This is a genomic window from Actinomyces sp. HMT 175, assembly GCF_016694895.1.
GTDB classification, from domain to species: domain Bacteria; phylum Actinomycetota; class Actinomycetes; order Actinomycetales; family Actinomycetaceae; genus Actinomyces; species Actinomyces oris.
In genome coordinates this window covers 2,336,337-2,358,516 of record NZ_CP068012.1, presented here as the reverse complement: position 1 = coordinate 2,358,516, position 22,180 = coordinate 2,336,337, and the positions used below count along the sequence as shown (strand labels likewise).

General features: G+C 70.6%; 18 protein-coding genes. 12 read left to right on the top strand and 6 right to left on the bottom strand.

The window, feature by feature from the left end; genetic code table 11:
* The first annotated feature begins 2 nt into the window (after positions 1–2).
* The 3 genes from JJJ14_RS09840 (at position 3) to galE (ending at position 3,750) form a co-directional block, all read left to right on the top strand.
* Positions 3–1,298 carry a 5-(carboxyamino)imidazole ribonucleotide synthase gene (locus tag JJJ14_RS09840; RefSeq protein ID WP_201444017.1) on the top strand — a complete coding sequence of 432 codons (1,296 nt, stop codon included), beginning with the start codon at positions 3–5 and terminating at the stop codon, positions 1,296–1,298.
* A gap of 51 nt (positions 1,299–1,349) precedes the next feature.
* On the top strand, positions 1,350–1,901 hold the full coding sequence (purE, locus tag JJJ14_RS09835) for a 5-(carboxyamino)imidazole ribonucleotide mutase (protein ID WP_075374741.1): 552 nt from the start codon (positions 1,350–1,352) through the stop codon (positions 1,899–1,901).
* A gap of 859 nt (positions 1,902–2,760) precedes the next feature.
* Positions 2,761–3,750, top strand: a complete 990-nt coding sequence (gene galE, locus JJJ14_RS09830; protein ID WP_101558677.1) for a UDP-glucose 4-epimerase GalE — start codon at positions 2,761–2,763, stop codon at positions 3,748–3,750.
* Positions 3,751–3,834: 84 nt separating this feature from the next.
* On the opposite strand, the gene JJJ14_RS09825 is transcribed toward galE, so the two are convergent.
* Positions 3,835–5,331, bottom strand: a complete 1,497-nt coding sequence (locus tag JJJ14_RS09825; protein WP_236592797.1) for an LCP family protein — start codon at positions 5,329–5,331, stop codon at positions 3,835–3,837.
* Positions 5,332–5,346: 15 nt separating this feature from the next.
* Positions 5,347–6,621: an LCP family protein gene (locus tag JJJ14_RS09820; protein WP_236592796.1), complete on the bottom strand. Its 1,275-nt coding sequence runs from the start codon at positions 6,619–6,621 to the stop codon at positions 5,347–5,349.
* Positions 6,622–6,740: 119 nt separating this feature from the next.
* Between JJJ14_RS09820 and JJJ14_RS09815 the strand changes: the two genes are divergently transcribed.
* Positions 6,741–7,694 (top strand): glycosyltransferase family 2 protein, encoded by a 954-nt coding sequence (locus JJJ14_RS09815; protein ID WP_236592795.1) that lies wholly within the window; start codon positions 6,741–6,743, stop codon positions 7,692–7,694.
* 35 nt (positions 7,695–7,729) lie between these two features.
* Here the strand turns inward: JJJ14_RS09815 and JJJ14_RS09810 are convergent, their stop codons facing one another.
* The gene (locus JJJ14_RS09810) at positions 7,730–8,143 is read right to left on the bottom strand and encodes a DUF2304 domain-containing protein (protein WP_003787089.1); all 414 of its coding nucleotides are present in this window, start codon (positions 8,141–8,143) and stop codon (positions 7,730–7,732) included.
* A 22-nt stretch (positions 8,144–8,165) separates the two neighbouring features.
* A complete protein-coding gene (locus tag JJJ14_RS09805; protein WP_101558673.1) occupies positions 8,166–8,882 on the bottom strand; it encodes a glycosyltransferase family 2 protein in 717 nt (238 codons plus the stop codon).
* A gap of 253 nt (positions 8,883–9,135) precedes the next feature.
* Between JJJ14_RS09805 and JJJ14_RS09800 the strand changes: the two genes are divergently transcribed.
* The 5 genes from JJJ14_RS09800 (at position 9,136) to JJJ14_RS09780 (ending at position 14,994) form a co-directional block, all read left to right on the top strand.
* A complete protein-coding gene (locus tag JJJ14_RS09800; RefSeq protein ID WP_201444015.1) occupies positions 9,136–10,539 on the top strand; it encodes a glycosyltransferase in 1,404 nt (467 codons plus the stop codon).
* Positions 10,540–10,759: 220 nt separating this feature from the next.
* On the top strand, positions 10,760–11,416 hold the full coding sequence (locus tag JJJ14_RS09795; protein ID WP_201444014.1) for an acyltransferase: 657 nt from the start codon (positions 10,760–10,762) through the stop codon (positions 11,414–11,416).
* Positions 11,416–12,549 carry a DegT/DnrJ/EryC1/StrS family aminotransferase gene (locus JJJ14_RS09790; protein WP_201444013.1) on the top strand — a complete coding sequence of 378 codons (1,134 nt, stop codon included), beginning with the start codon at positions 11,416–11,418 and terminating at the stop codon, positions 12,547–12,549. The genes JJJ14_RS09795 and JJJ14_RS09790 overlap by 1 nt, the downstream gene beginning before the upstream one ends.
* 1 nt (position 12,550) lies before the next feature.
* A complete protein-coding gene (locus tag JJJ14_RS09785) occupies positions 12,551–13,618 on the top strand; it encodes a Gfo/Idh/MocA family protein (RefSeq protein WP_201444012.1) in 1,068 nt (355 codons plus the stop codon).
* A gap of 26 nt (positions 13,619–13,644) precedes the next feature.
* Positions 13,645–14,994, top strand: a complete 1,350-nt coding sequence (locus JJJ14_RS09780) for a lipopolysaccharide biosynthesis protein (RefSeq protein WP_201444011.1) — start codon at positions 13,645–13,647, stop codon at positions 14,992–14,994.
* Here JJJ14_RS09780 and JJJ14_RS09775 read toward each other — a convergent pair.
* Positions 14,988–16,106 carry a glycosyltransferase family 4 protein gene (locus JJJ14_RS09775; protein ID WP_201444010.1) on the bottom strand — a complete coding sequence of 373 codons (1,119 nt, stop codon included), beginning with the start codon at positions 16,104–16,106 and terminating at the stop codon, positions 14,988–14,990. The two genes, JJJ14_RS09780 and JJJ14_RS09775, sit on opposite strands and share 7 nt — an antisense overlap.
* 29 nt (positions 16,107–16,135) lie before the next feature.
* The gene (gene wecB, locus JJJ14_RS09770; protein ID WP_201444009.1) at positions 16,136–17,218 is read right to left on the bottom strand and encodes a non-hydrolyzing UDP-N-acetylglucosamine 2-epimerase; all 1,083 of its coding nucleotides are present in this window, start codon (positions 17,216–17,218) and stop codon (positions 16,136–16,138) included.
* Between the two features lie 290 nt (positions 17,219–17,508).
* Between wecB and JJJ14_RS09765 the strand changes: the two genes are divergently transcribed.
* The 3 genes from JJJ14_RS09765 to JJJ14_RS09755 are packed head-to-tail and all read left to right on the top strand — an operon-like array spanning position 17,509 to position 22,180.
* A complete protein-coding gene (locus JJJ14_RS09765; RefSeq protein ID WP_201444008.1) occupies positions 17,509–18,663 on the top strand; it encodes a glycosyltransferase in 1,155 nt (384 codons plus the stop codon).
* Positions 18,660–20,081 carry a glycosyltransferase gene (locus JJJ14_RS09760; RefSeq protein ID WP_101558664.1) on the top strand — a complete coding sequence of 474 codons (1,422 nt, stop codon included), beginning with the start codon at positions 18,660–18,662 and terminating at the stop codon, positions 20,079–20,081. Before JJJ14_RS09765 ends, JJJ14_RS09760 begins: the two co-directional genes overlap by 4 nt.
* On the top strand, positions 20,078–22,180 hold the full coding sequence (locus tag JJJ14_RS09755; protein WP_101558663.1) for a DUF6541 family protein: 2,103 nt from the start codon (positions 20,078–20,080) through the stop codon (positions 22,178–22,180). Before JJJ14_RS09760 ends, JJJ14_RS09755 begins: the two co-directional genes overlap by 4 nt.

Below are 22,180 nucleotides of genomic sequence, written 5' to 3'. Positions count from 1 at the left end.
GCGTGAGCGCACCCATCGTCGCCGTGATCGGAGGCGGGCAGCTGGCCCGCATGATGCAGGAGGAGGCCAGTGCTCTGGGGATTCACCTCAGGGCGCTGGTGGAGGCCGCGGACGGGTCCACCGGACAGGTGACCCCGGACGCCCCCGTCGGAGCCGCCGACGACGAGGCGGCCGTACGCGCCGTCGTCACCGGGGACGGTAGTGACGGGCCCGCAGGTGGGCCGGCCTCGGTCCTCACCTTCGAGCACGAGCACCAGGACTCGGCCCTTCTGGAGAGGCTCCAGGCTGAGGGGGTCAGTGTCCAGCCCACCCCGCAGGCCCTGACCCTGGCCCGCGACAAGCTCGCCATGCGGCGGATGATGAGTGCGGCCGGGCTCCCGCAACCCGCCTGGGCGGAGGTCGGCGGGCCGCAGCAGGAGAGCTCCGAGCAGATGGTCGATGCCATCGAGGCCTTCGCTGGCGAGCACGGCTGGCCAGTGGTCCTCAAGACGCCGCGCGGCGGCTATGACGGCCACGGGGTCCTGCTGGTGCGCAGCGCCGAGTCCCTGCGCCAGGGCGAGGCGGCCGACTGGGTCGCCTCGGTGGCCCGTGCCCGAGCGGGCCAGGGCGACGGCCGCGGGGCCGGCGGGGGAGGCAGCCTCGGAGGTGCGGCGGTGACCAGTCTCCTGGTGGAGCAGGCGATCCCCTTCACCCGTGAGCTCGCCGTCCTGCTGGCCCGCACCCCCAGCGGGCAGGTGGCGGTGTGGCCGGTGGCCCAGACGGTCCAGGAGGACGGCATGTGCGCTGAGGTCCTGGCGCCGGCGCCCGGTCTCGACTCGACCGCCGTCGAGGAGGCCGAGCTCATCGGCCGCACGGTCGCCGAGCACGCCGGGGTGACCGGGGTGCTCGCCGTCGAGCTCTTCGCCGTGGAGACCTTCGGGGAGCCCACGCGCCTGTACGTCAACGAGCTGGCGATGCGTCCTCACAACTCCGGGCACTGGGCTCAGGACGGGTCCGTCACCAGCCAGTTCGCCCAGCACCTGCGGGCGGTTCTCGACCTGCCGCTGGGTGCCACGGAGGCCACGGCGCCCACCACCGTCATGGTCAACCTCATCGGCGGCCGGCGCGAGCCGGGGCCCGATGCCTTGGCCCGGGCCATGGCCGCCCATCCCGAGGCCCGCATCCACCTCTACGGCAAGCAGTGGCGAGTGGGCCGCAAGCTCGGGCACGTCACCATGACGGTCGGTCCGGACCAGGAGATCGCCGACCTCGTCGAGCAGGCGCGCGGGGCCGTCGCCATCCTGCGTGGGGACGCCTGAGCCGGACGCATTCAGACCACAGCACGCAGGACACGACAGGGAGGACATTTCATGAGTGAGCTCAGCGCAACGACGACGGGCACGCAGGACGCGGGGCGGCCGGTGGTCGGCATCGTCATGGGGTCGGACTCGGACTGGCCGGTCATGGGGGCCGCCGCCGAGGTCCTCGACGAGTTCAAGGTGGCCTATGAGGCCGACGTCGTCTCCGCCCACCGCATGCCTACTGAGATGATCGACTACGGGCGCGCCGCTGCTGAGCGGGGGCTGCGCGTCATCATCGCCGGCGCCGGGGGAGCGGCCCACCTGCCCGGGATGCTGGCGGCCGTCACCGAGCTGCCGGTGATCGGGGTGCCGGTGCCGCTGAAATACCTTGACGGCATGGACTCCCTGTTGTCCATCGTGCAGATGCCCGCCGGGGTCCCGGTGGCCACCGTCTCCATCGGCGGGGCCCGCAATGCCGGGCTGCTGGCGGTGCGCATCCTCGCCTCCGGTCAAGGGCCGGAGGCCGCTCGCCTGGGCGCTGCCATGCGGGCTTTCCAGACGGACCTCAGCGAGGTCGCCCACGCCAAGGGCGCCGCCCTGCGCGAGCGGCTGAGTCGCTGAGATCGTGTTGCGGAGAGGGCGCCGGCGATCGTGTTCGTAGGGTAGGGCTCAAGGACGTACCCCAAGGTGCTGTGTTGTCTCATGGCTTCTGAGAGTTTCGGATGTCATGACATCTCAAGACACCGCTTGGGTGCGTCTGCCGGTTGGGAGAGCTGCTGATTCGGCCTGCCGGAGGGGGCTGCCCCGGTCACTGTGGTGGCTTCCGGCATCGTCCGGGCGAACTGCACGAGGGTGGGATGCTACTGGAGGAGGGTCGGGTGCACTTCGGGTAGGTGGGGCCTTCGTGCAGTACGCACAACCCTTGGTCAGTGGATCCCGACCCTCGTGGAGCAGGCCGACTCGGGCCCACTCTTGGCGGACTCGGCGTCGAGCCATAGCCTCCGTACCCCGGCACTGGCGGCGGGCAGGGAGTGGTGGGGGTGGACCTATGGCGGAGGCGTCGGGCTGTGCCGTAAGAACCCCTGACTCACTCCTGCGCGGCCTGGTGTCCACAGCGCTGACATGACCGAGCCTGCCGGCGAATCACCCAGCGGAGATCGTTGGAATTCTGCGGTTTTTCCTCGGCGAGCAGTCCCGATTAGGGGTTAATGTCAGCGCTGTGGACACCGACGCCCCACCAGACCTCTTCCCTTCGTCCTCACCCTCGCCCCCTGGGCCACCAGCCTGCCCCGGGTTCCCGCCCGAGCGGGTGTCTCAGAAGTCATGACACTCAGATGTCTCAGAAGTGAGGAGACAACACAGTACCCCCAAGGTGCGACCTCGAGCCTGAGGATGCGAACTCGTGAATGACGGGGAGAGGATTCGTAGATCTCGCGTTCGTTTCTGTTCGTTTCTGAGCGAGCGTGGGTAGACTGGGGGCATGAGCATTCTCGTTGCTGGAGGCGCCGGCTACATCGGCGCGCACGTGGTCCGACTTCTCCTCGAGCGCGGGGAGGAGGTCGTCGTCGTCGATGACCTGTCCTACGGGACGCCGGAGCGAGTCAAGGGGGCCTCCCTCGTCGAGCTCGACGTCGCCAGCGGCCAGGCCCCCGAGACCCTCGCCGAGGTCATGGACTCGCACGGCGTCACCGCCGTCATCCACTTCGCCGCCCGCAAGCAGGTGGGCGAGTCCGTCGAGCGCCCCGCCTGGTACTACCAGCAGAACGTCGGCGGCCTGGCCAACATGCTGCTGGCCATGGAGACCGCCGGCGTCAAGCAGATGATCTTCTCCTCCTCGGCCGCCGTCTACGGCATGCCCCCGGTGGAGGTCGTTCCCGAGGACATCGACTGCCGCCCCATCAACCCCTACGGAGAGACCAAGCTCATCGGGGAGTGGATGATGGCCGACGCCGAGAAGGCCTGGGGACTGCGCTGGGCGGGCCTGCGCTACTTCAACGTCGCCGGAGCCGGCTGGGACGACCTGGGCGACATGGCCACCCTCAACCTCATCCCCATGGTCCTCGACCGCCTCGCCAAGGGCGAGACCCCCAAGATCTTCGGCACTGACTACCCCACCCCCGACGGCACCTGCGTGCGCGACTACATCCACGTCAAGGACCTGGCGGTCGCCCACATCGCCGCCCTGGACTACCTGGCCGGCGGCCAGGAGATGGCCGAGCACGTCTTCAACGTCGGCACCGGCCAGGGCGCCTCGGTGCGGGAGGTCGTCTCCAAGGTCATCGCCTCCACGGGCCTGGACCTGGAGCCCGAGGAGCTCGCCCGCCGCGCCGGCGACCCGCCCCAGCTCATCGGCAACGCCACCCGCATCGGTGAGGTCCTGGGATGGAGGGCCGAGCACGACCTGGACGACATCGTCGCCTCCTCCTACACCTCCTGGCAGGCTGACCCCAACCGGCCCCACTTCGGCTGAGCGGTCCCAACACCACGACGTGCGGGCCGGTTCCCCCTCTCCCGGGGAACCGGCCCGCACGTGTTCGTCTTCGGTGACTGAGCGTCAGGACTGGTTGAAGTCCGCCGCCGTCAGCTTCCCGTCGCGCAGCTTGGAGAAGAAGTCCGGTGCGGTCGTGTCCCGCAGCAGCACCGTTTCGCCGATCTCGGCGTCCTCGGGGGAGTAGGCGGGATCCTCAATGGGCGGGGCCCCGGTCAGGCCGCCATCGGAGGCGGAGCGGAAGGCCAGCACCATCTGGGCGATACTCATGGTGCCGGCGCTGCGATCCACCGTGAGCGCGTTCGTACCGGCGTCGACCAGCGCGTCCTGCCGGGAGAAGGAGAAGGCGGTGGACGGCGCTGCCGCCTTGGAGACCACTGCGGAGATGACGGCGCGCTGGCGCTGACCGCGACCCACGTCACCGGTCGGGTCCGACTTTCGCATCCGGGAGTAGGCCAGTGCCTTCGTCCCGTCCACCGTCTGACACGTGCCCTGAGAGGTGTCCCAGACCAGACCGGAGTCCTCATCGGCGACGTCGTAGTCCAGGCAGACGTTGACCCCGCCGACGGCGTCGACCATCTGGGACACCCCGGTCATGCCGACCTCCACATAGTGGTCCACGGTCAGCCCGGAGAGCTTCTCCACGGTCTGGACCAGCAGCTTGGGGCCGCCGAAGGAGTAGGCGGCGTTGATCTTGTTCTCCCCGTACTCGGGAATGTCCACGAAGGTGTCACGCGGCAAGGAGGTCAGGCTCGTCTGTCCGTTCTCCGCCTTGTGCAGCAGCATGACGGAGTCGGCACGAGCCCCCTCGGTCTCGTCCTGGACAGCACCTCCGCGCGCGTCCGAACCCACGATGAGCCAGGTCTCGCCCGGAGTGTCCGCCGCCCCGGACAGGGCGTCGACGCGATGGAGCTGGGAGGAGACGTCGTTCCACAGCCAGGCGACCCGCGCTGCGATGAGAGCCAGGGCGACAACGATGACGACGACCGTCCAGCCCACGATCCGGCGCCACCTGGGACGAGCGCGCTTCGGCCGCTGCGGCCGCTGGGGCGTGAGTGAGGGTCCACCCGCAGCGGGCTCCTGCGGCGACTGCCGGCCCGCGGAGCCCACGGGGTAGGTGCCGCGCCGCACGGGCAAGGCCTGCGTGCGCTCCGGCCCGGCTGCGCCGCTGCCTCCGTCGGTGTCCGTTTCCAGGGGGATCGCACTCGACCCGGCCCGGGCATGGCTGCCCCGTTGAGACGGGGCGGAGGGACGACGGGGCTGGACCGACGGCGGCTGCTGTCCTCTGCGCGTAGAGGCGGGCTGAGCCGAGGCCGGCTGGTCGCCGTCCTGACGGCCCAGGACCGAGTGCCGTTGGGGGTTACGAGTGGCGGTTGATGACGGGCGGCGCGGAGCGCCGCCGGCAACGTCAGTGGGTTGGGCGACTGCCTCGCCGCCGGATGCCTCCCCGCGCTCGCGGCTGCGCTGGTTGACAGCATCGATGGGACGCTGCCTGCGTTGAGGCCTGCCTCCGCTGGAGCCGGGGGTGATGGAGGGCGGTAGTGAGTCGTCTGTCGGAATCACACCACTGATTCTGCCTCAGGCGGGGCAGGCAGGGGTGGTCGGCTTCGCGGCGGGTTGCTGCTGGGGGGAGCTCGTCTTGGGGGCCTGGGTGGCCGGAGCCGGCGTCGGGGTGGGCTGGGAGGGCTCGGAGGACTCCGAGGAGTCGTCAGTGCTCTCCGAGGTGGAGCCGTCCGCGGTGGCGCTCGAGTCCGACGAGGCGGGGGCCGAGGTGTCGGAGGGGATGGGCTTGTCGTCCTCGAGGGCCTTCCAGACCTTCTTGGCGCCCTCGGCGGGGACCACCTGGTTCGGGTTGTCTGCGGGCTGGTTCGGCATGGTGACGAAGTTGATCTTGTCGACGCCCACGCCCTGGATGGAGTAGGCCAGGCCCGACAGGTTGCCGATCTGACCGATGCGCTCGGACGTGGTGAGGGTCTCCAGGGTGGAGGTCAGGAAGCCGGACTGCGTCAGGAGGCTGGAGGACAGCGCCTTGGAGGCCATGGCTCGCATGAGGTTCTGCTGACGGGTGATACGGGAGAGATCCGAGCCGTCACTCACCCCGTGCCGGACACGGGCGTACTGCAGGGCGTTCTCGCCGTTCAGCTTCTGGCAGCCCTCGTCGAGCTTGAAACCGGTGTACTCGGAGTCGTCAATGGCCTCATCGACCTGCACGTGGACGCCGCCGAGGGAGTCGACCACCTTGGACAGGCCTGAGAAGTCGACGACGACGAAGTCGTCGATACGCACGTGCGTCAGCTTCTCCACGGTCTTGAGGGTGCAGGCGGCTCCGGAGGCAACGGCCTTCTTGTCGTCGCTGCTGCTGCCGGCTCCGTTGGCGAAGGCGGAGTTGAACGGTGCGTCCTCGCTGGCGTCGGTCTTCCCGCCGTCGAGGGTCGTGCACTCGGGGATGTCGACCAGGGTGTCGCGGGGGATGGACACGGCGTCGACGCGCGAGCGATCAGCCGAGATGTGCATGACCAGCGCCGTGTCGGAGCGGGCCACGGAGACCTCGTCGTCGCCCTGCGAGCCGTCGACGTTGTTGTTTCCCGCGCGCGAGTCGGTGCCCAGGATCAGGAGGTTGACGGCTCGGCCCTCGTAGCTGTCCGGCGGCTTGGTGCCGGGCCGGTCCTCCTCGGTCAGAAGGCTGTCGATGTTGAACCAGGCGATCCGCGACTGGATGTTGTGCCACGCGAAGCCCGCGGCGGAGACGACGAAGATCGTCACCGCGAGCAGGCTGAGTCCCACTCGCCGGGCCAGGCGGCGTCCGAGTTCCTTGGAGGAGTGTCGCGCATTCGGCTTACTGAACTGAGGCACGGAAGCGATCATAGGGAACGAGACTGCTAAACCATATGGGTCTGCCTACACCTGTTACATGAGATTTACCCAATGCTGGGTGAAGCCCCTCACACGGGTAACGGGGCTAGGCTCTGTCCGTGACCAGTGTTGCCAAACCCACGCCGACCAGTGCCTCGGCCGCTCCCGTCAGTGCTCCGGATCAGGTAGGGGAGTGCTCGGAGGCTCGGGCCCTCGCACCTGACGAGCAGAGCGTGCGAGTGGTGACGGTCGCCTTCAACCCGGGTGAGGAGCTGGAGCGCTTCCTGGCCTCCTTGGCCACGGCGACGGCGCGCAGGCTCGTCGTCGTCATCGCGGACAACGGCACCGAGCACGACGTCGTCACTGCTGCTGCTCAGCGGCACGGGGCGCGCGTCGTCGGGGACGGCACCAACCTCGGTTACGGGGCGGGCGCCAACCTGGCGGCCGCGGATCTGGAGGAGGACTGGATCGTGGTGGCCAACCCCGATCTCGTCTGGAGACCCGGGAGTCTCGACGTCCTCATTGATGCGGGCCTGGCCAACCCGGCGGCCGGCTGCCTGGGGCCCCTCCTGCTCAACCCCGACGGCACCGTCTACCCCTCCGGGCGCGCCCTGCCCTCCTTAGTCAAGGGTGCCGGGCACGCCGTCCTGGGCCGGATGTGGCCGGCCAACCCCTTCTCCGCCGCGTATCACACCGCCGATCAGGGCGGCTCGGGCGGGTCGCGGACGGTGGGCTGGCTCTCGGGGGCCTGCCTACTGCTGCCCGCCGCCGCCTGGAGGCGCCTGGAGGGTTTCGACGACGACTACTTCATGTTCTTCGAGGACGTGGACTTAGGGGAGCGGGTCGGACGGGCCGGCTGGCTCAACGTGCAAGTGTCGGACTCCATCGTCGTCCACGAGCAGGGGGCCAGCTGGAAGGCCCGCCCCGAGAAGATGATCCGGGCGCACCACGCCTCCGCCCGCCACTACCTCAACGGCGTCTACCACGCCCCGTGGCAGGCGCCGGTGCGCTGGCTGCTCAGCGGCGGGCTGCGCCTGCGTGAGGAGCTCGAGGTCCGCGCCTCCCGGCACTGAGGGGGAGCGCCCGCTGCTCTCCGGGAGCCTCGGGGTCAGTCGTCGGTCTCAGCGGTGAGCCGCGCGCCGGCAGGGGGCTCGGGGGCGTTGTCCAGGGCGATGCGGCGAGCCAGGTGAGTGATCTGCCGCTCCCTGGCGCTGTTGCGCCTGAAGGAGGAGAGGATCTGCGCCAGGAAGGCGATGACCAGGGCGTAGAGCAGGAAGTCAGTTCCTCGCCCGACTCCCATCCGGTGCGCGATCGAGCTCATCACCCAGGGGAAGGTGATGTTGAAGACGGCGAAGGCCACGAAGGCCAGGGTGACCAGCCTGCGGGCGGCCATGTGGCGGGCCCCGCCGGGGGTGCGCAGCATCATCCAGCCGACGGCGATCACGGCCAGGATCAGGGCGGCCTGGATGTAGAACTGGTGGTTCGTGATCGGCGTGACCCGGGTGGCGAACTGATGAATCATGGGCTGTGCCTTCCGTGCGGGCTCAGGAGAAGAGCAGGTCGACCAGGATGTTGACCGAGTTCCACAGGGACTGGCCCTTGGCGCGGGAGTAGTCGGTGTAGACGATGTGCACCGGGAACTCGCGCCAGGGCATGCCGGTGGCGCCGATCTGGCGAATGATCTCGCTGGCGTGCGCCATCCGGTTCTGCCTGAGGTCGAGCTGCGCCAGGACGTCGCGGCGGAGCACCCGCAGGCCGTTGTGGGCGTCGGTCAGGCGCATGCCGGAGGTGTGCGAGCTGACGGCCGCCGCCGTGCGCAGGACGATCCGCTTGAGCCACCCCACCGGGGAGGGACCTTCAAGGAAGCGCGAGCCGAGGACGACGGCGAGATTCTCCGCTCGCGCCGCGGCCACCATGGCGGCGGCGTCCGTGGTGGAGTGCTGGCCGTCGGCGTCGAAGGTGACGACGTAGTCGGCATTGGTCTTCTCCAGCACGTAGGAGAAGCCCGTCTGCAGCGCTGCGCCCTGGCCGAGATTGATCGGGTGGCGCACGACCACGGCCCCCGCGGCGGCCGCCTCCCGGGCAGAGGCGTCCTTGGAGCCGTCGTCGACGACAACGACATGGGGGAAGACTGTGCGGGCCTGGGAGATGACCTCGCGCACGACGGTCGCCTCGTTGTACAGGGGAATGACGAGCCAGGTGTCGGTGACCGGGAGCGCCGGGGTGGGCGCCCCGGTCTGCGATGCGGTGGAGGTAGTCACCACCGCATTCTTGCACGCGAACAGAGGGCGCCAGCCCTCTTGCGGGAGGCGGGGGCGGTCGGCCTTGGTGGGGTAGGTCTCCTTCGGGGCGTGCCCGGGCGGCGTCTGGCGGGGGTGGGTCCCCTAGGATGGGGCCGGTCGTGCAGTGCCCGCCGCCTCCGGCGACCGGAGCGGCACGGCTTCCGGCAGCCACCAGGCTGCCCGGACTCATTCGATCGTCAGGGCGGTGCGAGCCGCCCGCACAGGAGTCGCCGTGGCCACCAGCATCGCCCCGTCCGCCGATGTCTCTCCGGGTTCCAGCCGGGAGGGGAGTGATGGCGCGCATGGCGCCGGTGGCACCGGCAGTGCGTCCGGCCGTGCGGATGCGGCGACCGCGTCCCCGAGGGGTGCTGGGGCGGTGGGCCGGCGCAGTCTGCTCCTGCTCACCGACGCCTTCCCCTACGAGGTGGGGGAGGAGTTCCTCGAGCAGGAGATCGAGACCCTGTGCGCCGCATACGACGAGGTCGTCATCGTCCCGATGCGCCTGAGCCAGGGGGCCCGTCAGACCCGCGACCTGCCGGCCAATGCCCGCTGCGCCCTGCTGCCCGCCTCGCGGCTGGCCGACTGGCGCCTCCAGGCCCTCCTGCGCGCCCCGCAGATTCTGCTGGGCCGCGAGCGCATGGTGGAGACCCCGGTGTGGAAGAGCTTCGGCCGCTTCGGCATGGATGTGCGCTTCGCGGCGATCGCCCTGAGCGCGTACGGACGAATGCGTCGGCTCCTGCCGAGCCTGGGGCTGGAGGGGACAGGGCACCTGACCATCTACTCGTACTGGTTCTTCACCGGGGCAGCACTGGGCGGCATGCTGCGGCGTCGGGAGCTGAAAAGGCGCCCGGTGACGGTGGTCTCGCGAGCGCATGCCTACGACGTTGACGAGGCCGACGCCCCCCGCGGCTACATCCCCTCACGCGCCTTCGTCATGCGGGCCGTGGACCGGGTCTATCCGATCTCGGACTACGCGGCCTCCTTCCTGCACCGGCGCTTTCCCGAGGCCCGGAACATCGAGGTGCGCCGGTTGGGGGTGCCGCCCGCTCCGCGCCACGAGCGTCACCGGACTGAGCCCTTCCAGCTGGTCTCCTGCTCGCACATGGCCCCCTACAAGCGGGTCCACCTCATCGTGGAGGCCGTCGCCGAGCTGGAGCGACGCGGTCGGAGAGTCTCCTGGACCCACATCGGTGAGAACGACGCCGACCGTCTGGCCGCCATGCGCGCCCGGGCCGAGGAGCTGATCGACTCGACCCCGGTGACCTTCACCGGGCACCTGACCAACCGCGAGGTGCGCGAGCTCTATGCCGCCACCGACTTCGCCTGCTTCCTCAACTGCTCCGACGGTGAGGGCGTCCCGGTGGCCGTCATGGAGGCCCAGGCGGCGGGCATGCCGGTCGTGGCCACCGCCGCCGGTGGGACCGGCGAGATCGTCCACGACGGCGAGAACGGCCGGCTCGTCCCGGTGGAGGTCACCGCCGCGCAGGTGGCCGACGCCGTCGAGTCCGTGATGGACCTCAGCGACGCCCAGTACGCAGCCATGAGTGTGCAGGCCCACGCCACCTGGGCGAGGATGTCGGACGCGCAGCGTCAGTACCGGGAGTTCGTCGACGGCCTGGTGGCCCTGGAGGGCTGAGGTCATCTGCCGGGACCGTCTTCCTCCGCCTCTTCTCAGCGGCGTCGCAGAGGAGAGGCGCCGGCGATGTCGTCTCGCGGGGGTCAGTCCCCTAGGATGGGGCCGGTCGTGCAGCGCCGCCGCCTCCGGCGACCGGAGCGGCACGGCTTCCGGCAGCCACCAGGCTGCCCGGACTCAATCGATCGTCAGGGCGGTGCGAGCCGCCCGCACAGGAGTCGCCGTGGCCACCCGCATCGCCCCGTCCGCCGATGTCTCCGAGGAAGCCGTGCTCGGAGAGGGCACCAGCATCTGGCACCTCGCACAGGTCCGTGAGCACGCCGTCCTCGGACGGGACTGCATCGTGGGGCGCGGCGCCTACATCGGTGAGGGCGTCGTCATGGGGGACAACTGCAAGGTGCAGAACTACGCCCTCGTCTACGAGCCGGCCCGCCTGGCCGACGGGGTCTTCATCGGCCCGGCGGTCACGCTGACCAACGACCACTTCCCCCGGGCCGTCAACCCCGACAGCTCGCTCAAGTCGGCCGCCGACTGGGAGCCCGTGGGAGTCACCATCGAGGAGGGCGCGTCGATCGGCGCCCGCGCCGTGTGCGTGGCTCCGGTGCGTATCGGGGCCTGGGCCACGGTGGCCGCCGGCGCCGTGGTCACCAAGGACGTTCCCGCCCACGCCCTGGTCGCCGGGGTCCCCGCCCGCCGCATCGGCTGGGTCGGGCGCGCCGGTGAGCCCCTTACTCCCTCCGACCCCGGCCCCGACGGCGCCCCACGCTGGCGCTGCCCCGTCACCGGGACCCTGTACGAGCAGTTCGACGCCGAGCCCGCTGCCGGGTCCGGCTCGCAGTCCAGCTCCGAATCCACCACCATCCGAGAGGTCACCCACTGATGTCACGCGAGTTCATCCCAGCAGCCAAGCCGATCATCGGGCAGGAGGAGCGCGACGCCGTCGACGCCGTCCTCACCTCGGGCATGGTCGTCCAGGGGCCCCAGGTCAAGGCCTTCGAGGAGGAGTTCTCCTCCCAGGTCGTCGACGGTGTCCACTGCGTGGCCGTCAACTCCGGCACCTCGGCCCAGCACGTGGCCACCCTGGCCACTGAGCTCCAGGAGCGCGCCGGCGGGGCCCCGGAGGTCATCGTCCCCTCCTTCACCTTCGCCGCCACCGGCAACTCGGTGGCCATCAGTGGTGCCGTGCCGGTCTTCGCCGACATCGACCCGGTGACCTTCAACCTCGACCCCGCCAGCGTCGAGGCCTCCATCACCGAGCGCACGGCGGCCATCGAGGTGGTCCACCTCTACGGTCTGCCCGCCAACATGCCGGAGATCCTCGCCATCGCCGAGCGTCACGGCCTGGCCGTCTTCGAGGACTGCGCCCAGGCGCACGGCGCCGCCATCGACGGCAAGCCCGTGGGCACCTTCGGGGCCTGGGGCTCCTTCTCCTTCTACCCCACCAAGAACATGACCAGCCTCGAGGGCGGCATGATTACCACGGCCGACGCCGAGCTGGCCCGCCGCTGCCGCCTCATCCGCAACCAGGGCATGGAGCAGCAGTACGCCAACGAGCTGGTGGGCCTCAACAACCGCATGACGGACGTGGCCGCCGCCGTCGGCCGCGTCCAGCTGACCAAGCTGGCCGGCTGGACCGCTGCCCGCCAGGCCAACGCCGCGCGCCTCAACGAGCTGCTGGCGGGCGTCGAGGGCGTCGTCACCCCCTTCGTCCCCGAGGGCTACACGCACGTCTACCACCAGTACACGATCCGCCTCGAGGGGGCCACGGGCGCCGAGCGCGACGCCGTCCAGGCCGCCCTGCGCGAGGAGTGGCAGGTCGGCAGCGGCGTCTACTACCCGATCCCCAACCACCGCCTGGCCTCCCTGGCCCACTACGCCGAGGGTCTCGAGCTGCCCGGAACCGAGAAGGCCGCCCGCGAGTGCCTCTCCCTGCCGGTCCACCCCTCCCTGAGCGATGCGGACCTGGAGCGCATCGGCCAGGCCGTGGCCGCCACCGTCAAGGCAGGTGCCTGACATGGGTGAGAACGTCGCTCTCGACGGGCAGGCCACCACTGCGCTGCCCGAGGTCCACCACCTCACCGACAAGGGCACGGCGGACAACCCGCTGCGCGTGGGCCTCATCGGCCTGGGCTCCATGGGACGCCACCACGCCCGGGTCATCCGCGCCACTGAGGGCATGGAGCTCGTGGCCGTGGCCGACCCCGGCGGCGACCGCTTCGGCGTGGCCGGCGAGCTGCCGGTCCTGCCCGATGTCCGCGCCCTCGTCGACGCCGGGCTCGACGCCGCCATGGTGGCCGTCCCCACCGTCTACCACGAGGACGTCGCCCTGGCCCTGGCCGAGGCGGGCGTGCACACCATGGTGGAGAAGCCCATCGCCCACGACGCCGCCGCGGGCCGCCGCGTGGCCGCCGCCTTCGCCGAGCGGGGCCTGGTGGGCGCCGTCGGCTACGTGGAGCGCTGCAACCCGGCCCTGCGGGCCCTGCGCGAGCGCCTCGACGCCGGTGAGCTCGGTGAGGTCTACCAGGTCCTCACCCGCCGCCAGGGCCCCTTCCCGGCCCGCATCAGCGATGTCGGGGTCGTCAAGGACCTGGCCACCCATGACATCGACCTGACCGCCTGGGTTGCCGGCGCCCGCTACACCTCCGTGGCCGCGCAGGTCACGCACCGCTCCGGCCGCCAGACCGAGGACATGATGGTGGCCACCGGCCTGCTGGAGGGCGGCATCATCGTCAGCCACCAGGTCAACTGGCTCACCCCCTTCAAGGAGCGCGTCACGATCGTCACCGGCGAGAAGGGCGCCTTCGTGGCGGACACCCTCACCGGGGACCTCACCTTCCACGCCAACGGCACCGTGGCCTCCACCTGGGACCAGGTCGCCGCCTTCCGAGGCGTCAGCGAGGGCGACGTCATCCGCTATGCGATCCCCAAGCGCGAGCCGCTGGCCCTGGAGCAGGAGAACTTCCGCGACGCCGTGCGCGGTGTGGCCCAGCGCCACGTCACCATGGCCGAGGGCGTGGCCACGCTCGACGTCGTCGAGGCGGTCCTTGCCTCGGCGAGCGAGAACCGGACGGTCGCGCTCTGAACCGCTCAGCCGCACCGAGCGGACCCGTGGCGGGAGTACTCGCCCGGGTCCGCTCGGTCATGGAGTCCTCCCCGTTCCTGCGCCACGTCCTGACCCTGGTCAGCGGCACGGCCACCGCCCAGGCCATCGTCTTCGGCATGACGATGATCCTCACCCGCATCTTCTCCGACGCGGACCTCGGCCAGCTGGCGCGCTACACCTCGGTCGTCTCGATCATCACGGCCGTGGCGGCCCTCCGCTACGACATGACGATCATGCTCCCCAAGAAGGACGCCTGGGCCCTGGCCTGCGCCCGCCTGGGAATGGTGTGCATCGTGGTGGTCTCGGTCGTCTCCAGCGTTGTGGCCTTCCTCCTCAAGCCGCTGGTCACCCGGTACTGGGGGGCTGATATCGCCGTCTGGATGCCGCTGCTGGGCGTGACCACGCTGCTGCTGTCCACGGTCCAGCTCCTCCAGTACTGGTACAACCGTCAGTCGGACTACCGGACGATCTCGATCAACCGGGTCGAGCAGCAGGTCGGGCAGTCCCTCGGCCAGCTCGTCCTGGGGGCGGTGGGGATGGTCAGCGTCGGAGGCCTGCTGATCGGTCAGACGATCGGTCAGGCCTGGGCCTTCGTCAACCTGGGGCGCAAGGCCAAGCCCTTGCACCGGCCGCTGCCGCCGGAGGCGCCCACCCTGTGGCAGGTGGCCCGCCGCTACCGGCGCATGCCCCTGCTCAACGGCCTCAACGCCTTCGTCGACGCCGTGCGGCTCAACGGCATCAACCTGCTCGTGGGCTCCTACTCGGTGGCCAGCCTGGGGCAGTTCAACCTGGCCTGGCGCTGCCTGGAGGTTCCGCTGGCTCTCATCAACGCCGCCGTGGGGCAGGTCTTCTTCCACAAGCTCGCCACCCTGCGTCCCGGACAGATGCGCCCCCTGGTCCGCCAGGTCATCAAGCGGGTCCTCATCATCGGGACCGCGCCGTTCGTCCTGCTCTACATCGTGTCGCCCTGGCTCTTCCCCCTGCTCTTCGGCAGCAGCTGGACCGAGGCGGGCAGCTTCGCCAGGGCCCTGACCCCCTGGCTGTTCATCCTCCTGGTCACCTCCCCGCTGTCGACTCTCTTCGTCGTCACCGAGAACCAGGACTGGCTACTCATGTTCTCGGTGGTCTACGCCGCCGTCCCCCTGGCCTGGCTCTGGTTCAGCCCGTACTCGCTGCTGACGACCACCTACGTCCTGGGCGCCCTCATGTGCCTCATCCTGGTGGTGCAGATCCTCATGGCCGATGCCGCCGCCCGCCGCTTCGACGCCAGGCCCCCCGCCAGTGAGGCCGACGAGGGCCACTACGAAGCCGCTGACGACTCCGGGGACGCAGCCGGCACGCCCGAGGATCAGTAGGATTTCGAGTACTGGGCGATGGCGGCCTCGTAGGCGCGGCCGTAGGAGTGCGCCACCTGACTGGGGGAGAAGGCCCGCGGCAGCCTGTCCTGGATGTCGCGCGCCGTGAGGTCCGTGCACCGTCCCATGACGTCGACGACGGCCCTGGCCCACGCGGCGGGGTCGTCCTGAGAGACGATCTCGCTCACAGAGGGATCCAGGAAGCTGGTATGCGCCCCCCGGTCACTGGTGACCACTGGCCGGCCGGCGGCAACGGCCTCGGCGGCACCCAGGAAGAAGGTCTCGGCGAGCGTGGGTACGAGGAAGAGGTCGTTGTCGGCCAGGACCTGCTGCACCTGATCGCCCGGCAGCTGACCGGTCAGCTCCAGGTCGACGCCCAGGGCGGCCGCGAGATCCGTGCAGCGATCGGCCAGGGGCCCGCCACCCACCCAGGTCAACCGGGCCGGAACCCCCTGCTGCGCCAGCGCCGCGACCGCCTCAACCGCCAGGTCCGGGCGCTTGCGCTCGATGAGCCCCCCGATACCGACGATCCGCAGCGTGTCACGCCCTAGCTCAACGCTGCGGCGCGGCGCCGGCTCCTCAGGCATGGTGACCTCATTGGGGACCGTCAGGATCTCACCCTCGGGGCGGTAGGCCCGCAGGTCGGCGGCGAGCTGGTCGGAGACGGTGGTGACGACGTCGGGCCGGCGCTCCAGGCGCAGGACCATCTGAGCCCCCGCCCGCGCCAGGGAGCCGAGCTCGGCGCCGCGCTGGGCGATCCCCGACCAGTGCTCCGTGTGGAGCCACGGCTGACGGGGCCGACTCAGGGAGTAGGGCAGGAGGGTGGAGACCGCGTGAGTATGGACGACGTCACTGTCCCGAGTCAGCGCTGTCAGCTCCCGCCTGGCCGCGAGCACCTCGTGGGGCCGCGACAGCGACATGGGCAGGCGCACGACGGGCAGCCCCATCACCCGGTCGCGGCGCACCCCGTCGTCGACGGAGGCCGAGGCGAGGTGGACGACGCGAATATCGTGGCCGGCCGCCGCCATGGAGGCGGCGTGGCGTGCCACGAAGACCCCCAGACCCGGTGAGCGGTGCGTGGGGAACCAGGTGGTGACGATGGTGACGCGCATGATGCTGCCCAGGGAGCCAGTGCGGGCGATCAGCCGGGCAGGTGCTCGGTGAGGGCCTGGACCACTCGGGCCGCGGCGTTGCCGTCCCCGTAGGGGTGGGCATCGGCGTCGGCGGGCTCGGTCGGCCGGGTACGGGAGGCGGCGTCGACCAGGGCCTGACCGGGCTCGACCAGGACGTTCCAGCCCAGGTTGACGGTCTCGACCCACTCGGTCTGGGGACGCACCGTGGTGCACGGCGCCCGCAGGAGGAAGGCCTCCTTCTGCAGGCCGCCGGAGTCGGTGACCACGCCGCGGGCGTGCAGGGTCGAGGCGACGAGCTCGGGGTAGGCCAGGGGCGGGTGCATCCGCAGGTTGCCCGAGTCCTCCAGGGTGATGTCGTGCTCGGCGCACTTGGCCACCAGGCGCGGGTGGGCCAGGAGCACCACCGGGTGATCGACCGCCGCCAGCGACTCCAGGATGGAGCGCAGGCGCTCGGGGTCGTCGGTGTTCTCCGCCCGGTGGATGGTGGCCAGCGAGTAGCCGCCCTCGGGCAGGTCCAGCTCGGTCATGACGGGGGAGGGGGTATCGATGACGGAGTCGCGTACCGAGAACAGGATGTCGGTCATCACGTCGCCCACGACGACGGTGCGCTCTGCCAGGCCCTCGTCCGCCAGGTGGGCGGCCCCCACCTCGGTCGGTGCCAGCAGCAGGTCGGCGGCGTGATCGGTCAGGATCCGGTTGATCTCCTCGGGCATGGCCCGGTTGAAGGAGCGCAGGCCCGCCTCCAGGTGGGCGATGGGCACGTGGAGCTTGACGGCGGACAGCGCCCCGGCCAGCGTGGAGTTCGTGTCCCCGTAGACCAGGACCCAGTCGGGGCGATGGGTCTCGATGGTCTCGTCCATGGCCGCGAGCATCGTGCCGGTCTGCACCCCGTGCGACCCCGAGCCGACCCCGAGGTGGACGTCCGGGGCCGAGATCCCCAGGTCGCTGAAGAAGACATCGGAGAGCATCGGGTCGTAGTGCTGCCCGGTGTGAACAATCACATGGTCGATGCCGGCCTCACGGAAAGCGGCGTCGATCGGGGCTAGCTTGACGAACTGGGGCCGGGCGCCCACCACTGACATGACACGCATGGTTGAGACTCTACCGTGACTGCGCGGGCTCCAGTGCCATCGAGCGCCAGGGAGCCAAGGACGCGGAGGCCTTTTCGAACGGTCGTGAACATCGTTGGGGCGGCGCTGAAAGGGCGGTACTTCCACGGAGGTCGCCCCCGGCTGCTGAGCTCCACCGCGAGGTACCGGACCGCCGACGTCGTGTCATAACTGTGATCGGCCGATGGTACTATCATTCGCGCTCGAGTCTGTCTGCCTGGTGCGGCCGCGCCTGGTTCCTGAGATACCCCCTAAAGGAGGCGAGGCACCGTATGGCTGCGATCGTCTACCACGCCCCTTTCCCCCTGGATCGGGAGGCGTCGTCGGCTTCCGGTATCCGGCCTGTGCGCATGCTCGATGCCTTCCGGGAGCTCGGTTACACCGTGCTGGACGTGACCGGCTCGGCCCGAGAGAGATCGCGTCGCCTGCGCGCCCTGAAGGACCGCCTCCAGGGCGGGGAGCGCATCGAGTTCCTCTACTCCGAGTGCGCGACCATCCCCACCATGCTGACTGAGCCGCGCCACCTCCCGCCCCACCCCTTCGTTGACCCGGCGCTCATGGGGCTGATGCACCGGCATGGCGTACCCACGTCCCTGTTCTACCGGGACATCTACTGGGCCTTCCCCGACTACCGCGAGAGGGTCGGGGCCGCGCTGGCCACGGCCATGGGATGCGTCTACCGCTATGACCTGGCCTGGTACTCGCGCTACATCGACCGCCTCTACCTGCCCTCGATGCGCATGGGCGCCCACGTCCCCGGGTTCCCCGAGGAGCGCATGGCCCCGCTGCCCCCGGGCTGCGAGATCGTTGACGAGGCGCCCTCCTCCCGCCCCGACGGCGAGCTCCACCTGCTCTACATCGGCGGGCTGGGTGGCCACTACCGGCTCCAGGAGTGCCTGCGCGCCGTCGTCGACGTGCCCGGCACCAGCCTGACCATCTGCACCCGCCCCGACCAGTGGGAGGCGGCCGGCGACCAGTACGCCGACCTGGTGGAGGCCGCCGGTGGCCGGATCGAGGTCGTGCACCGTTCCGGGGAGGAGCTCACCGCCCTCTACGAGCGCGCCGACCTGTGCGTCCTGTTCGTCGAGCCGGACCCGTATCGGGAGTTCGCCTCCCCGGTCAAGCTCTACGAGTACCTCGGACGCGGCAAACCGGTCATCGCCTCCCAGGGGACCCTGGCCGCCGAGGTCGTGGGCGCCGCCGGCGCCGGCTGGACCCTTCCCTACGACGCCGCAGTGCTCTCCGGGCTGCTGCGCAGACTCCTCCAGCACCCCCAGGAGGTCGCCGAGGCCGCCGGCCGGGCCCGGCAGGCCCGCCAGGAGCACACCTGGCTCAGTCGGGCGCGCACGGTCGCCCAGGACATGCAGTCGGTTCGGGCCGGTGCACTGGCCCAGGCCCGCACGCTGCGAGCAGGAGGGAACCGATGAGCGCACGGGGCTTCGTCAAGGCGTCGCTGGGCGCTCTGGTCCTCGGCGGTGCCGCGGCCGCGCTGGCGACGGCGGTGACGTCGCGTCGGTGCGCCCGTTCCGGTCGAGCCGACGGCGTCCTGCTGGCCACCCGCATCCACCTGCCGGAGGCCGCTGCCGCCTCCTTCCGGCTCGACAGCGTGGAGAAGGCGCTCGCGGCCGACGGGACGGCGGTGCGGGTCCTCACCAGCCGGGCCCCGGCCGACGCGCCGCAGGGCGAGCCCGATCCTGAGGGGGTCCAGGTCTCGCGCTGGCCGGTCCTGCGGGACTCCTCGGGCTACCTGCGCGGCTACGTGCCCTACCTGTCCTTCGATCTGCCCCTGGCTCTCAGGCTGCTGGTGGCCCCTCGGCCGGAGGCGATCCTCGTGGAGCCGCCCCCGACGACCGGCGCGGTCGTGCGGGTCGTGGCGGCCCTGCGCGCGATTCCCTACGTGTGGTACGCCGCGGACGTCTGGTCGGCGGCAGCGGCCTCCACCGGAGCGGCCGACATCGTCGTGCGGGCCGTCGAGAAGCTCGAGGCCTTCGCCGTCGGCGGGGCGGCTCGGGTCATCGCCGTCAATGACGGAGTCGCCCAGTCCGTCGCCGAGCTCGTGAACGCGGCACCGGACGACGAGTCCTGGGCACAGCGGATACGGGTCGTGCCCAACGGGATCGACACCGCTGTCTTCGACGCCCACGGGCCGACCCCCTCCGAGCCGGACCGTGCGCGGATCGGGCTGAGCGGGCCGTACTTCGTCTACGCCGGAACGGCCTCGGAGTGGCAGGGTGCCGACGTCTTCGTCCACGCCCTGGCCCAGGTGCGGCGCACCCACCCGAAGGCCCAGCTGCTCTTCCTGGGCCGGGGAACGGCCTGGCAGGAGATCACCCAAGCCGCCTCCCAGCTGCCCGCGGGCCCCGACGGCGCCCCGGCCGTCATCATGCACCCGGCCGTGCCCGCGGCCGAGGCCGCCGTGTGGCAGCGGGGCGCCGCAGCGGCCCTGGTGTCCATCAAGCCCGGGCAGGGCTACGACTTCGCCTACCCCACCAAGGTCCTCTCCGCCCTGGGATGCGGCACGCCGGTGCTCTTCGCCGGTCGCGGGCCGGTGTCCGCGGACGTGCGCGACTTCGACCTGGGATGGGCGGCCGAGCACGACGCGGCGGCGGTCGCCGAGGCCATGCGCACGGCGCTGGACACCTACGACGCCGAGATCGCCTCGGGTACGCGGCCCGCCACGGCGCAGCGCTTCCACGACTGGGTCGAGGACCATCGCTCGCTGCGTGCCACGGGGCAGTCCGCCGCCCGTGTCGTGCAGGAGGCCGCCGGCAGGGCCGGTGACAGCAGCGAGGAGAGTGCTGGGGGCCATGAGGTACGTCGAGTGAGTGAGGCGCAACGTTGGTGACCAACAGCCTGGTCGACTGGTTCAACACCCTGCCAACCGCGGTCCTGCTTCTGTCTGCGCTCTTCGGGGTCGGGTGGCTCGTGCTGCGCGCCGCCGGAATGAGAGGGATCCGTCCCGTCGCGCTGGCCCCGACCATCAGCGCCCTCATCCTGACGGCCGACGGGCTCTTCCAGGCCGCCGTCGGCAAGCCCTGGGGCTGGATCCCCGTCATGGTGACGACCGCGCTCCTGGCCCTTGCCGCCACCACGGCGAAGCGTCTCATCGACCGCTGGGACCCGGGGATCCTCCTCATGCCCGAGGACCAGCGGGAGGGCATGACCATGCGCACCGACGGCGGACGCGCCGAGCGCAGGCTCTTCCTGACGGTCCTGGTGTTCTGGGCCGTCACCGCGCTGCCCGTCATCCTCACGATCCCGCCCAACGCGGTCTCCCAGAGCGGCGACGCCCTCTACCACTACATGCAGGTCGCCATCATCGAGCGCGAGGACTACGCCTCGATGTTCAACCCGAACGCCGGCATGTTCGGGCTCACGAGCCACGCGGGCTTCTACCCGATCGTGTGGCACCAGGTCGCCAGCCTGGGAGCGTGGAGCTGGCGCGAGACGCTCATCGCCAACAACGTCCTGCTGCTGGCCGTGGCGCTGGTGTGGTACCTCGGCCTGGTCTACCTGGCTCGTACCGCGCTGCCCAAGGTCCGCCACGCCCCCTACCTGGCACTGGCCGCCTCGCTCCTGGCTCCGGTCTTCCCCTGGCGGCTCACCTACGGTGCGGCGCTGTGGCCCTACTGCATGGCGGTGGCCACCTGCCCGGCCGTCATCGCCATGTCGATCGAGTGCTGGCGCCGTGCCCGCACCCTCATGGTGGTGGCCGCGCGGGAGCAGAACACGTCGGTCTGGGGCGCACGGGCGCGTGCCGCCATGGCGTTGAGCGCCATCATCCCCTTCTTCATCGGGTCCTGCCTCATCCACACCTCAGCGGCGGCGATGCTCCTGTGGCCGCTGTTCGGCATCCTCCTGTGCCAGGCGGTGCACTCGGGGATCAGGAGCTGGCGCTCCGAGCGACGCGCCCAGGCCGCGGCCTGGTGGATCGGCGCCCTCCTGGCGGTGGTCGTGCTCGTCGCCTTCGTCATGCTGCCCGGTCCTCAGCAGCACCACTTCGGCAGGTACACCGAGCTGGACTGGAGCAACCTGGTCACCAAGCTCCTCATCCCCATCACCCTGGACTACTTCGGCGGCTGGGCCATCGAGTGGATCGAGATGCCGTTGGCGGCCCTGAGCCTCCTGGGCGCCGCGATCTGCCTGTGGCGGCGGCGCAACTGGGAACTCGTCGTGGGCTGGATCCTCAGCATGTCCCTCATCCTGGCCGCCATCGCCCCCATCCCGGTGCTCTCATCGATCACCGGCCTGTTCTACCGAGTCCCCCACCGCATCAAGGCGATGACCGCCGTCCTGGCGGTGCTCCTCGTGGTGATCGCCCTGGACGCGCTGCGCACGTGGCTCAGCCCGCTGGGAGCGCGGGCCGGCTCCGCGCTGCGCGGAGCCTTTGGACGTATCGGCCTGGCCTCCGTGAGCACAGCGGTACTCAGGGCAGGGGCCGCCGTCGCCGCCCTGGCCGTGTGCCTGCCCATCATGCTGATCGGGAGCCGGGCCGTGGCCACCGATGTACGCGAGGGATATCTTCCCGTGCACGGCGACACCCGCTTCATCGCGGACAAGGCCGAGCTCGACATGATCCGCCGGCTGCCCGACGAGCTGCCGGACAACGCCGTCGTCATCGGCGACCCGGTGGCCGGGACCGGCTACATCCCCATCCTCACTGGTATGCGCAGCGTGTGGGTCTTCCCCGGTCAGGCCGCCGACGACCAGGACGGGATCTACCTGCGTGAGAACTTCAACCGGATTCACACCGACCCTCACGTGTGCGAGCTCCTCCAGCGGCACGGGATCCATTACTTCTACGCCGACAAGGACATCGTCTTCAACGGCAACCGGCTCAGCAAGTTCCGACCCGGCCTCTACAAGGTCGACACCTCCAGCGGATTCACCCTCGTCGACTCCGGTGGCTCGGCCTCGCTGTGGCGCATCGACATCTGCGGCTGA